12 protein-coding genes are annotated in these 12821 nt (G+C 57.8%); 11 read left to right on the forward strand and 1 reads right to left on the reverse strand.

Going from position 1 to position 12821, the window contains the following annotated elements; genetic code table 11:
- The first annotated feature begins 5 nt into the window (after positions 1–5).
- The 3 genes from fliK (at position 6) to JNB91_RS20440 (ending at position 2949) form a co-directional block, all read left to right on the forward strand.
- Complete coding sequence (gene fliK, locus JNB91_RS20430) at positions 6–1481, forward strand: flagellar hook-length control protein FliK (RefSeq protein WP_220327315.1); 1476 nt, start codon at positions 6–8, stop codon at positions 1479–1481.
- The gene (locus JNB91_RS20435; protein ID WP_220327316.1) at positions 1414–2010 is read left to right on the forward strand and encodes a lytic transglycosylase domain-containing protein; all 597 of its coding nucleotides are present in this window, start codon (positions 1414–1416) and stop codon (positions 2008–2010) included. Before fliK ends, JNB91_RS20435 begins: the two co-directional genes overlap by 68 nt.
- Before the next feature lie 267 nt (positions 2011–2277).
- The gene (locus tag JNB91_RS20440; RefSeq protein WP_183992561.1) at positions 2278–2949 is read left to right on the forward strand and encodes a response regulator transcription factor; all 672 of its coding nucleotides are present in this window, start codon (positions 2278–2280) and stop codon (positions 2947–2949) included.
- A 103-nt stretch (positions 2950–3052) separates the two neighbouring features.
- Here JNB91_RS20440 and JNB91_RS20445 read toward each other — a convergent pair whose 3' ends face one another.
- Positions 3053–5299, reverse strand: a complete 2247-nt coding sequence (locus JNB91_RS20445) for a DUF1217 domain-containing protein (protein WP_223218291.1) — start codon at positions 5297–5299, stop codon at positions 3053–3055.
- 277 nt (positions 5300–5576) lie between these two features.
- Between JNB91_RS20445 and flhA the strand changes: the two genes are divergently transcribed.
- From flhA to JNB91_RS20485, 8 genes are all read left to right on the forward strand, one after another.
- On the forward strand, positions 5577–7667 hold the full coding sequence (flhA, locus tag JNB91_RS20450; protein ID WP_220327317.1) for a flagellar biosynthesis protein FlhA: 2091 nt from the start codon (positions 5577–5579) through the stop codon (positions 7665–7667).
- On the forward strand, positions 7664–8416 hold the full coding sequence (fliR, locus tag JNB91_RS20455; RefSeq protein ID WP_220327318.1) for a flagellar biosynthetic protein FliR: 753 nt from the start codon (positions 7664–7666) through the stop codon (positions 8414–8416). Before flhA ends, fliR begins: the two co-directional genes overlap by 4 nt.
- Before the next feature lie 9 nt (positions 8417–8425).
- Positions 8426–8836 (forward strand): hypothetical protein, encoded by a 411-nt coding sequence (locus JNB91_RS20460; RefSeq protein ID WP_220327319.1) that lies wholly within the window; start codon positions 8426–8428, stop codon positions 8834–8836.
- Positions 8837–8975: 139 nt separating this feature from the next.
- On the forward strand, positions 8976–9542 hold the full coding sequence (locus JNB91_RS31465) for a rod-binding protein (protein WP_220327320.1): 567 nt from the start codon (positions 8976–8978) through the stop codon (positions 9540–9542).
- Positions 9543–9568: 26 nt separating this feature from the next.
- A complete protein-coding gene (locus JNB91_RS20470) occupies positions 9569–9937 on the forward strand; it encodes a hypothetical protein (protein ID WP_220327321.1) in 369 nt (122 codons plus the stop codon).
- A complete protein-coding gene (locus JNB91_RS20475; RefSeq protein ID WP_220327322.1) occupies positions 9934–10464 on the forward strand; it encodes a hypothetical protein in 531 nt (176 codons plus the stop codon). Before JNB91_RS20470 ends, JNB91_RS20475 begins: the two co-directional genes overlap by 4 nt.
- A 30-nt stretch (positions 10465–10494) precedes the next feature.
- The gene (locus tag JNB91_RS20480; protein ID WP_220327323.1) at positions 10495–11643 is read left to right on the forward strand and encodes a UDP-galactopyranose/dTDP-fucopyranose mutase family protein; all 1149 of its coding nucleotides are present in this window, start codon (positions 10495–10497) and stop codon (positions 11641–11643) included.
- 317 nt (positions 11644–11960) lie between these two features.
- Positions 11961–12632 carry a response regulator transcription factor gene (locus JNB91_RS20485; protein WP_220327324.1) on the forward strand — a complete coding sequence of 224 codons (672 nt, stop codon included), beginning with the start codon at positions 11961–11963 and terminating at the stop codon, positions 12630–12632.
- Positions 12633–12821: the final 189 nt, after the last annotated feature.

Below are 12821 nucleotides of genomic sequence, written 5' to 3' on the forward strand. Positions count from 1 at the left end.
CAATGATGAATGTAGTGAATAACGCCCTGCCGGTGAGCGCGGATGTATCGACCGCAGTTTCCGCCAATTCGGCCAAGGGAGCGCGGACCGGCAAGGATGATGGTTTCGCCAAAACGCTGAATTCCTACGGAGACGGACAGAGCCAGCGTGGCAAGGCCGACGCTTCGGCGGGCAAGGACGGCGCGGTGGATGCTGCCGCTGCCGGTGAGAGCCACGCCGGAGAGGCCGTCACCGCCGAGCAGGCGACGCCAACCCGTTCTTTCGCCACATCGGTCAATTCCATGCTTTCGAAAGCCGCTGGCCAGGGGGCGGAAGCGGCTGCGCCGGAAGACGTCATCAACACGCCGGTCATCGAACTGCCGGAAACAGAACAGCCAGTCGTTGTCGATGGTACCGATGGCGCCGATCTCGACACCGCGACCGACCTTCTGGCCGATCTGCAGGCGGCCATTCCTTCCAATACGAAGGGGCAGGCAACGCCCGCTCGCAACACCACGGACCAGACAAAATCCACCCCGGCAAACGCAGACGCCACGGATGCGGCAGATCCTGACGCGGCCGACGATGCCTTGGCATTGCTTCAGGCGCTTGCTGATCCATCAGCAGCCCAGGCATCGCAGTCTGATGTGACGGGCGATCAGCAACCGGTACAGACGCCGGACGCCGGGATCGATGTAGATGCCATCGCTCCGCAGACCGGTAATGCCGGTCAGGCCATCAAGGACCGGACGTCCGCAAACATGCCCGCAACGGATATCGGCAAGACCGCCCAGAATGTCACTTCGAAGGCTGCTGATGTGGCGGCGGCTGTTCATGATGCCTTGCCGCAGGACAGTGAAGTGTCGATGGACACTGACACGATGACGGTCCAGGTTACCGAGAACCGCCGTTACATCGGTATCGCGCCAAGTTCGAATGCCGTTTCCGTGGCAACAGCATTCAGCCAGGACCCGGATTGGTCAGCTGCCATGAACCCGAGCGCAAGACTTTCCAATGAGGCGCTTTACGCCAGCACCGGCAAAGTGGTGAACACGCTGAAGATCGAGCTCAACCCGAACGATCTCGGGCATGTGACGGCAACCATGCGCATGGTCGGCGAAGAGCTGAACATCCATCTGACGGTCGAAAGCAGCAAGGCCTATCGGCAGCTCATGCACGATAGCTCGTCGATGCTCGATAACCTGAAGGCGCAGGGCTACAGCGTTGACCAGATCTCGGTCAGCATCGCCAGCGGAAGCGGTTCGACGTCCTCCGACAAGGGCAGTGATACATTTGCCAATAGCCGCCAGTCTTCCGACATGGGACAGGCGCAGCAGCAACAGCAACAGAACGGCCGCCAGGGCGGCAGCACGGGTGGCAGCCTGACGGATACGTCGGATATGGGCGCGCGTGGCAGCTCTTCTGGAGGTAAGGATGAAGGCTCGGCTCAGAACGCGGCTTCTAGCGGTGCTGGTGCTCGTCCCGACACCGTTTATCTCTGATAAGGGAGAAGCCGCGGCTAGCGCCAGTCTTGCCTGCGAGCGGCAAATTCAGAACGCCGCCGCACAATACGGCATTCCCGAGGGCATACTTTATTCCGTCGGGCTGACGGAAACGGGGCGCAAGGGCTCACTCAGCCCTTATGCCCTCAATGTCGAAGGCAAGGCGTTTTTCCCTGGTTCCATTCAGGAAGCATTTGCCCAGGTCGCTGCGTCGCGGGGGCAGGGGGCCAAGCTTATCGATATCGGTTGCATGCAGATCAACCTGATGTATCACGGCGCCGAATTTGCCTCATTGCAGGATATGTTCGATCCGGCTCAGAACGTCGCCTATGCCGCGCGCTTCCTGCGCCAGCTTTATGATCGGCACGAGACCTGGACGATGGCGGTTGCGCGTTACCATGCGGGGCCGAACAACGATCCCGCACAGCAGCGCTATGTCTGCCGGGTGATCGCAAACCTCGTCGCGTCAGGTTATGGGCAGTGGACGCCCGGAGCCACGAGCTTCTGCGCCGGCGGCAACTGGAAGTAGTTTCTCCGCTTGAATTTCCCCATGCCCTTGATCCGGCAATAATGAGGCATGTCAAATATACGTCAGTCGAATCCTGTTATGAATCTGTAGCATTCCACCGAAAAAATTGTGCCTCTATGAATTTGACCTACTAGATATAGGGCAAATCGGAGCGTCGTGGTTAATCAATTATTAATTAGTCCCCACAAGTTCCTATAATTGTGGCTGAGTCTCGCGATTCGTACTCATGTCCCAGCACATGAAGGCTGCTGATTCGGAGATACATGGATGATCGTCGTGGTTGATGAGCGAGAGCTCGTAACGGAAGGTTACACATCCCTGTTCGGCCGCGAGGGCATTCCCTCGGCGGGCTTCGATCCCGTCGAATTCGGCGAGTGGGTCAACTCCGCAGCCGATGCCGATATCCGCGCCATCGAGGCTTTCCTCATCGGCCAGACCAGAAACGCCTGCGATCTGCCGCGCACCATCCGTGATCGTTCCACCGCACCCGTGATCGCCGTTTCCGATCAGCCGTCGCTCGATGCAACGCTTGCGCTGTTCGATGCCGGCGTCGATGATGTGGTGCGCAAGCCGGTTCATCCGCGCGAGATCCTGGCCCGTGCCGCCGCCATCCGCCGTCGCCTGACTGCGATCGCCAACTATACCGATATCGGTTCGATCCGCGTTTATTCCGACGGTCGCGATCCCGAGATCGGCGGCGAAGTCTTTCCGCTGCCGCGCCGCGAGCGCCGCATTCTCGAATATCTGGTCGCCAATCGCGGCCGCCGCGTGTCCAAGGCGCAGATCTTCTCCGCCATCTACGGCATCTTCGACGAGGACGTCGAGGAGAACGTCGTCGAAAGCCATATCAGCAAGCTTCGCAAGAAGCTGCGCAAGAAGCTCGGAACCGATCCGATCGATTCAAAGCGCTTCCTCGGATATTGCATCGACTGGAATTGAGAGCGGCGATCTGCGGCATCATCAGTCTTCAAACGAAAACACCGCCCGAGCAATCGGGCGGTGTTTTCGTTTGCAATGGGAAAAATTGGCGAAGGTGTTTTCGTCAGCGTGACGAAAGCTGTGCTACGGCCAGAAGCGTGTCGGGACTGATCGAGTAGGAACTACCCTGCAGGATCGAAAGAGCCGCCGAGTTCGTCGCGCCATTCTGGCTGTCGTAAAGGGCGGTAAAACGCTGGATGACCTTCTGCACATAGTCCGGATCGGACAACTGGTCGAGTTCGATGAATTTCTCGACCGTCGAGGCCTGTTTCTCAAGGTCCTGACTGGAGAAGTAGGACGACATATTGTAGGCGGTCTTGAAGAAATTAAGCAGCGCGCTGTCTCCGAGGATATCGTAGGCGCTGGTGATCGAAGAGGCCTTACGCTCGAAATAGAGAGCCAGCCGGATGCCCTCGTTGCTTTCGCCCTGCTCCTCTTCGAGCGTCTGTCGCATGTAGTTGTTGACGGTCTGCAGGACGTCGCCCCGCTGCTGTACAGTGCCGACTGTGTCGGACGTGAGATTGCCCTCGCTATCGAAATTGAACGAGGCAACGATCTTGGCGAAGCCCTTGTCGGAAAGCTGGTTCACATAACTCTTCGGATCATCGAGATCCGAGGTGAACATCTGCTTCAATTCATCTGTTGTGACGCTTTTTGGGTCGATCCTCTGGCTTTCCAGCAGGAAGGTGACTAGCCGGTTATCAGACAACAACTCGTCGACCGTCGTGATCCCTTGCATCTTCTTCTCGAAATACTCGATTTCCTCCGTCGCGGTTTCCCCCGCCTTCTCTCGCTCGGTGCCGGTCAGGAAGCGTGTCTTGAGGCTAAGATAGTCTGCGGTGAAATCCTGAGTCACGTTTTCCGACTGCGCCAGCAGAGGTATATCTGCCTCTCCCTTGCTATCGAAATTGAAGGCCTTCACCAGCGCCACATAGCGCTCGTCATCCAGTTGGTTGACATAGCTGTCCTTCGCGTCGAGATCGCTGGACAGGATCTTGCGCAACGCGGTCATCGAAATCTCGCCGGGGTCGATGCCATGGGCGCGCAGCGCCACATCCCATATCTCGGTCACATCGTCATTGTTGGCGTCGTCGTCATCCGCATTGGACTTGAAGAAATCGTCGATGCTCTTGATGTCGGCGATCCGCGTTTCGAAGTTGGAGACGGCGTTCGCCACCGCGTCCTTCTGGTTTTCTTGGAACACGGTCTTGTATTTGGCCGCGAGAGCCGTCGTCTGTGCGGCTGTCTGCGCCGATCCGCCGGCTGCAACCGTTCCGTCGCTCTGGAACGTGAAATAATCCAGCAGCTCCGTATTGCCGATCGTCTCGGCGAATGTGCGGCTATACATCATGCTGGCGACGCTCGACGGCATCATCGTGTCACGCAAGCCGAAAGCGGTCTTTGCATATTCCAGCAGTCGCTCATCCGATGTGATCTCGGTGGCGCTTCCGGCTTCAGCGACGTGCTTTTCCCAATATTCCTGGTTCGCTTGCAAAAGCAGATCGGAAGGGAAGGTCGACTTGTTGTAGATATATTCGAGGCGAAGGTCGGACGTCTGCTCTGCGCTTTGCGCGGTTTCTCCAGCAGCGACCGTGCCGTCCGCACTGAAATTGAACGCTGCGGCAAGCTTCCGCCAAGCGTCACTGCTTGCCTGGTTGGCAACGCTGTCGGGATCGTCAAGGTCGCTGGTCAGGACCTTGCTGAGATAGCTCTTGGATGTATAGGTCGGATCGAGCCCGAAGGATTCCAGCACATAGGTGCGCAGCCGATCATTGCCGATGATGTCGTTGACATTATCGACGCTGCCGATCTGCCCCTGGAAATAGGATATCTCGGACTTGATGTCCGTCTGTTCCTGCGTGAACGAATCCTCGTAGGCCGTCACGAGGTTTTCTGTCTGTGCCGATGTCTGCGCCTTGGCGGCGTCGCCGGAGAAATTGTAGGCCTTGGCGAAGTCTGCGTATCGCGTATCGGTGAGCGAATTTGCGAAGCTGGACGAATCGTTTGGATCGCTTTCCAGAACCTTCTTCATGAAGGCCTTCGCGTAGGTCATTTCTTCCAGACCGTAAGCCTTCATCGCATAGGAGAAAAGCCTGTAGTCGTTGACGAATTCCTCGGCCGTGGTGACCTTGCCGATATTCTCTTCGTAATAGGCGGTATTGACGGCAACATCGCCTTGCTTCGCAACGCGCGACAATGACGAGTTGATATCCCTGTTGAGGACAAGATAGCTCGTATATGTGGAGAATGCGCTCGAAACCATGCGTATGGAAGCCTCTTGCTTGCTGCAAAGGCCGATCTCATGGCCCATGACCTGCGCTTCCATCGCGCAAACGCCCTCAGGGCTAACAAGCGCCCGGGACTAATTTGGCTGGGACAATAGCCGAAAATTGCGCTTATGTCATCCCCGACGGACGACCAATTCCGCCATTGGCTTAACGCGCCGTCACTCTCACGCAAGCTTCGTTTTCTAGATTTTCCCCAAACCGGCCGGCTGTCCGATGTTGCGATGGCTGTCCGAATTTAAGGACTTTTGAAGCGAAAGCGCCTCAGGCGGTTTCCGCATCTCATGACGAGACGGAGCAGAAATGGCCACCCCACAGAGTATCTTGCCGCTGCCGAAGGCTGCGCCGAAGGGCAGAGACATCGGCTTTGCCGCCGGCATAGTGATGATCCTGTGCATTCTCTTCCTGCCAATCCCGGTCTTCATGATCGATATTGGACTGGCGTTTTCCATTGCCTTCTCGGTTCTGATCCTGATGGTTTCGCTCTGGATCCAGCGCCCGCTCGATTTCTCGTCCTTCCCGACCATCCTGCTGATCGCCACTATGGTCAGGCTGGCGCTCAATATCGCGACGACCCGTGTCATTCTCTCCCACGGTCATGAAGGTCATGATGCAGCCGGCGGCGTTATCGCGGGCTTTTCCAGCCTCGTCATGTCCGGCGATTTCGTCATCGGTCTGATCGTCTTCCTGATCCTGATCGTCGTCAACTTCATCGTCATCACCAAGGGCGCCACCCGTATCGCGGAAGTCGGCGCCCGCTTTACCCTCGATGCCATTCCCGGCAAGCAGATGTCCATCGACGCGGACTTGTCCGCCGGTACGATCGACGAGAAGGAAGCCCAGCGCCGCCGCAGCGAGCTCGAAGAGGAAAGCTCCTTCTACGGCGCGATGGACGGTGCCTCGAAATTCGTTCGTGGTGACGCGGTCGCAGGCCTGCTGATCACCGCGATCAACATTTTCGGCGGCATCATCATCGGCTATTTCCGTCACGGTATGGAAATCGGCGAGGCCGCAGACGTCTTCGTCAAGCTGTCGGTTGGTGACGGTATCGTCACCCAGATCCCGGCTCTTATCGTTTCGCTCGCAGCCGGCCTTATCGTTACCCGTGGCGGCACTCAGGGCTCGACCGACACGGCCGTTATCGGCCAGTTGAGCGGTTACCCGAAGGCGATGTCGGTTGCGGCGGGCCTGATGTTCATTCTGGCGCTCATCCCCGGCCTGCCTTTCCTGCCGTTCACCGCTCTCGGCGGTCTGCTTGCCGCTGGCGCCTGGTTCATCCCCAAGCAGATCGAGGCTCAGAACAAGCTCCTGCGCGAAGAGGAAGAGAAGAAGGCCGTCCGCAATCAGGAAGTCGAGAAGGACACGGTCAAGAACGTCCTCAAGACCACCGAGATCGAACTGGCGCTCGGCAAGCTCGTCTCGCCGCGCCTGCTCGGGGCACATCAGGAGCTCGCCTTCCGCGTCAGCAAGATGCGCAAGAAGTTTGCGGTTCAGTATGGCTTCGTCGTGCCCGAGATCAAGGTTACCGACGACATCGCCATTCCTGACAAGTCCTATCAGATCCGTATCCACGGCACGACGGTTGCCGCAAGCACGCTGCGCGTCGGCGAAGTGCTGGTCATCACCGGCAAGCGCCACAAGCCGTCGGTCCCGGGTGACGAGGTTCGCGAACCCGCTTTCGGCATGCCGGCTGTTTCGGTGCTCGAACATTTCGTCGAAGACCTGAAGCGCGAAGGCTTCCACCCGATCGACAATATCTCGGCACTGCTCACCCATGTGAGCGAGGTGATCCGCAACAACCTGCCTTCGCTCCTGTCCTTCAAGGACGTGAAGATCCTGATCGATCGTCTGGACCCGGAATACAAGAAGTTGGCCGACGAGATCTGCTCGTCCCACATGTCCTATTCGGGCCTGCAGGCGATCCTGAAACTGCTGCTGGCCGAGCGTGTCTCGATCCGCAACCTGCATCTCATTCTCGAAGCCGTAGCCGAACTTGCGCCGCATCTGAAGAAGGCGGAGCAGATCGTCGAACACGTGCGCGTCCGCATGGCGCAGCAGATCTGCGGCGACCTTTCCGACAACGGCGTGCTTCGCGTGGTGCGAATCGGAACCAAGTGGGACCTGATCTTCCAACAGGCTCTCAAGCGCGACGCCAAGGGCGAAGTCATCGAATTCGACATCGATCCGCGCCATCTGGAGGAGTTCAGCAACGAGGCTGCCAAGGTTATCCGTGAATTCATGGATGAGGGACTGCCTTTTGTACTTGTGACGCTGCCCGAAACGCGCTCCTATGTCCGCATGATCACCGAGCGCCTGTTCTCGACGCTTCCGGTGCTCTCCCACGTCGAGCTGGCTAAAGGCACGGAAATCAAGATACTCGGTTCGATTTCATGATCCCCGATCCCCAAGGCGCCATCATGGCGCTTTTCCTGGCGTTTTGCCGAATAGGCGGCTGTCTGATGGTCATGCCAGGTTTCTCATCGGCGCGTCTGCCGATGCAGATAAGGCTTTTTCTGGCGCTGGCGTTATCGCTGGCGCTTTTGCCTATGTTCTGGGATATCCTTTATCCGCCGGCTTCGGCTGCGCCTGAAATCTATCTGGTGACGATTTTCTGCGAGACGATGACTGGCGTCATCTTCGGCCTTGTTGCGCGCATCTATGTCCTCGGCATCCAGTTCGCTGGCGCCGCCATCAGTATGGCGATTTCGTTCAACGCAACGCCTTCGGGAGACGTATTCGAGGACAGTTCCGACAACTCGTTGACCAGTCTTCTGACGACCGGCGCGCTACTCATTCTCTTCGTCCTCGATTTTCACCACTACATGATCAAGGCGCTGGCCGATTCCTACCAGAGCATTCCGATCGGCTCGCTCATTAACGCGCAGCGTTCGCTAGTCAGCCTCACGGATACGCTCTCTGCCTCTTTCATGATCATGCTGCGGCTGGCGAGCCCCTTCATTCTTTACGGTCTTCTGTTCAACGTGGTTGTCGGCCTGATCAACAAGCTGGCGCCGCAAATCCCTCTCTACTTCATCTCGACGCCTTTCGCGCTCGCGGGCGGCATCCTTCTGCTCTATTTCGGCATAGCGGCCATGCTCGATCAGTTCGCCAATGGCTTCTTCGTGATCTTCAGCAATCTATAGGAACGGGCAATGGCTGATGTTGACAGATCGAAGAAACTGAAACGCCTCGTCGGCGTTCAGCGGCATATGGAAAAGATGATCGAGAACGAGCTGTCGGTGATCGTTCGCCAGCGTGAGGAAGTGAATGCCGCAATGGAATTGACGGCTGATGTCATGACCTCGCTTGATCCTGTCCATCGTGGTCTCTCACGCCACTATCTCGGCCGTTTCTCGAGGCTGGCGACGGAAGAAAAGCAGCTCATGGCGGCCCGCCGCGCGCAGGAAACGCGCCTGGCCAAGGAACGCAGCAAGGGTGACCGGCTGGACGAGCGGCGCAAGGAAGCCCTCGAGCAGGAACAGCGCGTGCGCGACGACGATGCCGTCATCAACTTGATTGAGATGATGATCACATTGAAGGACGCCAGCTTCCAGCAAGGTTAGGCTGGCAAATTCCCCTCGATTTCGCAGCATTGTGCGCCCGGTCGGGTCACGAAAGCAGCTGCGACACTGAGGTCTGCGTATCCATGGATTCGAAAACCCGAGCGGTTTCCGGTTGGTGCGCAAACAAGAGGGAAACGACGTGGCCATATCTCCCCCCAGCGATCTTGTGCTCGACGTAGTCAGGGCAGCCGATCCGAACAGCATGCTGGCAGCGCGCGAAAAGCTGCGCTCGGTCAGCGCTGAACATCAGGCATCCGTTCTGACGGCAAGCAATGCCGGTTTTGCCGACGTTCTGGGTGCCGGTGCAAGCGATGCCGCCAAAGCCGGCGTGGGCAACATCCAGCATGCCTCGGGCAAGGAGGCTATTCCCGAAACCTACCGGAAATTCGAGGCTAGCGTTCTCACTACCTTCCTCAAGGATATGATGCCCTCCGACAGTGAGGCCGTTTATGGCAAGGGTTCTGCCGGCGAGTTCTGGAAGAGCATGATGGCCGAACAGATGGCTGATTCCGTTTCCAGACGCGGTGGCATTGGTATTGCCGAACAGGTCTTCGCACAGGCGCTGAACAAGCAGCGTCTCGAAGTGCCCAACAATACGACTGACGGAAACGACAAGGCCAAGGCTGTCAGCATGATTACGGATTTCGAGCGCCGTACGCTGATATCGCCGGGCGCCATCAACAAGACTGATAACGACGCGGCGTGAAGAAAATGCCGAGGGAGAACGATTCTATGGAAGTGTTGAACAGCGAGTACCGCATCAAGGCGGTGCTTGGTCGTCTTGACGTGATCATCGAAAACGAAAACCAGCGGATCGGCACCGATCCGGACTTCGATTTCAAGCTTTCGAATGCGCACAAGAGCCGTTGCCTCTACGAACTGACGATGTTGTTCCGTGACAGCGACCGCAATGAAATCACCGCGGCCCATCTGGAGCAGTTGCATGCGCTGAAGGCCAAGCTGAAGCTGAACGAGCGTCGTGTCGAAGCCCATATGCGGGCAGTGCGCGCCGTCGCCGAACTGCTGAAAAATGCCGTTCGCAGCGCTGATGACGACGGCACCTATTCCCAGGAACAGTTCCTCGTCCGGGCCGATAGATGATCAAGATTATCCTGATCGGCGTCTGGGTATGCATTCTCTCGCTTGGCGGAGTATATGCGGCTGTGACCCTGTCCGCTTCTTCCGGCGTGGAGGCTGCCAAGCCAGTCATACCGCCGGCCTATGTGGCAGGCGAAACTCTGAGCATACCGGTCGTGGCGGAAGGTGCCGTGAACGGCTATTTCCTCACCAAAGTCTCGGTCATGGTCGATCAGAAAAAGGCTGCGACAACACACATTCCGATCGCGCCCTACATCACGGACGAACTCTACACCATTCTGGTGGGCAACAAGATGATCGACCTGCCGAAGGCCGGTGATCTTGACGTCGAGGGGCTGCGCAACAAGATCAAGGACGATCTCAACGCGCGCGCCGGAGATGCGCTGGTGACTGCGGTGATTTTTGAGCAGCTTGATTATCTCTCCAAGGCCGACCTGAACGGCAAGTCGAACCAGAAGATGGCATCGAAGAAAATCATTCCGCCCGAACCTGCTCCAGCCAGTGCCGCTGCCCCGGCTCCGTCCCACTAGCGGGCTTAAAAGGGATCGGGGGAGGCTGCGGTGCGCAAACCAGTTCTGATCGTCGGTGCCGGCCTGTCCGGCGCCGTCATCGGCCGGGAGCTGGCGGAGGCCGGTCATCAGGTCAGGATCATCGATCGGCGCTCTCATATCGCCGGCAATTGCCATGCCGAGCGGGATGAAGCGTCCGGCGTAATGGTGCACGTCTATGGGCCGCATATATTCCATACCAATGACGACGAGGTCTGGGCTTACGTCAACCGGCACATGGTGTTCATGCCCTATGTGAACAGGGTGAAGACGACCAGCAACGGCCAGATCTATTCGCTGCCCGTCAACCTGCATACGATCAACCAGTTCTTCGGAAAGACGTTCAGCCCGGATGAGGCGCGCGACTTCATCTCGTCGCTGTCCGATCCGTCGATCGGGGAACCCGTGACATTCGAGGAGCAGGCGCTCAAATTCGTCGGGCGCGAGCTCTACGAAGCTTTTTTCGAGGGTTACACCCGCAAGCAATGGGGATGCTCGCCCAAGGATCTGCCCGCAAGCATTCTCAAGCGGCTGCCGGTGCGGTTCAATTATGACGACAACTACTTCTCCCATCGTTTCCAGGGCATGCCGGAGAACGGTTATACCGAGATGGTCGCAAGCATCTTGTCGCACGAAAACATCTCGGTCGAACTCGACCGGAATTTTGTCCGCACCGATGCCGATGATTTCGGGCACGTCTTCTATTCCGGACCGCTCGATGGCTATTTTGATTACGAGCTTGGCCGTCTTGGATATCGCACCCTCGATTTCGAGGAGTTCCGCTACGAGGGAGACTATCAGGGCTGCGCGGTGATGAATTACGGCAATGCCGACATACCCTTCACGCGGATCACCGAGCACAAGCATTTCTCGCCCTGGGAAACGCACGAGAGCAGCCTGTGCTATCGCGAATATTCGCGCGAATGCGGCCCGGACGATGTGCCCTACTATCCGATCCGACTGAGCGGCGAGCAGGCGTTGTTGACGCAATATGTCGCGCGTGCCCGCCTGGAGGAGGGGGTGACATTCGTCGGCCGTCTCGGCACATATCGCTATCTCGACATGGATGTAACGATCCGCGAGGCGCTCGATACGGCGCGCTCCTATATCGCTTCTCTGGCCAACGGCTCGCGGCCAGCAATCTTCAGCAAGGAACCCTGACCCGGCCTCGGGCGACGAAACCAATCGAGATTTACTACAATCTTTGGTTGCTCCGCAGGTGGCGAAGACTCGCCTGCCACGAGTCCGGCAAGAATGAGGCGTGTCAAACGGACTTATGCGGGAGTTCTTTCAGGCGGCAGCATATCCACTGAAAAATTGTGCCTCCATGAATTTGACCTACTAGATGTAGGGCAAATCGGAGCGTCGTGGTTAATCAATTATTAATTAGTCCCCACAAGTTCCTATAATTGTGGCCGAGTCTCCCGATTCGTACTCATGTCCCAGCACATGATGGCTGCTGATTCGGAGATACATGGATGATCGTCGTGGTTGATGAGCGAGAGCTCGTAACGGAAGGTTACACATCCCTGTTCGGCCGCGAGGGCATTCCCTCGGCGGGCTTCGATCCAGTCGAATTCGGCGAGTGGGTCAACTCCGCAGCCGATGCCGATATCCGCGCCATCGAGGCTTTCCTCATCGGCCAGACGAGAAACGCCTGCGATCTGCCGCGCACCATCCGTGATCGCTCCACCGCACCGGTGATCGCCGTTTCCGATCAGCCGTCGCTCGATGTAACGCTTGCACTGTTCGATGCCGGTGTCGATGATGTGGTGCGCAAGCCGGTTCATCCGCGCGAGATCCTGGCCCGCGCCGCCGCCATCCGCCGTCGCCTGACTGCGATCGCCAACTATACCGATATCGGTTCGATCCGTGTCTATTCCGACGGTCGCGATCCCGAGATCGGTGGCGAAGTCTTCCCGCTGCCGCGCCGCGAGCGCCGCATTCTTGAATATCTGGTCGCCAATCGCGGCCGCCGTGTGTCCAAGGCGCAGATCTTCTCCGCCATCTACGGCATCTTCGACGAGGACGTCGAGGAGAACGTCGTCGAAAGCCATATCAGCAAGCTTCGCAAGAAGCTGCGCAAGAAGCTCGGAACCGATCCGATCGATTCAAAGCGCTTCCTCGGATATTGCATCGACTGGAATTGAAATTTGTGAGGGGCGATCCGGATCGCCCCTTTTTTGTAGGTCGGCCGGGCGTGTTTGTCCGGCCGTTTGTGTCTGTCCTGATTTCTTGTGTTCCGACGCTCACGCCTGGCGTCGGTTCCGCCTTCGAAAATAGTTTTTCAAATTTTCCACCCACCGTTTTCAGACAGCTTCACGCAAGGACCGGCACCT

The organism is Aliirhizobium wenxiniae, from assembly GCF_019511445.1.
Classification (GTDB): Bacteria; Pseudomonadota; Alphaproteobacteria; order Rhizobiales; family Rhizobiaceae; genus Neorhizobium; species Neorhizobium wenxiniae_A.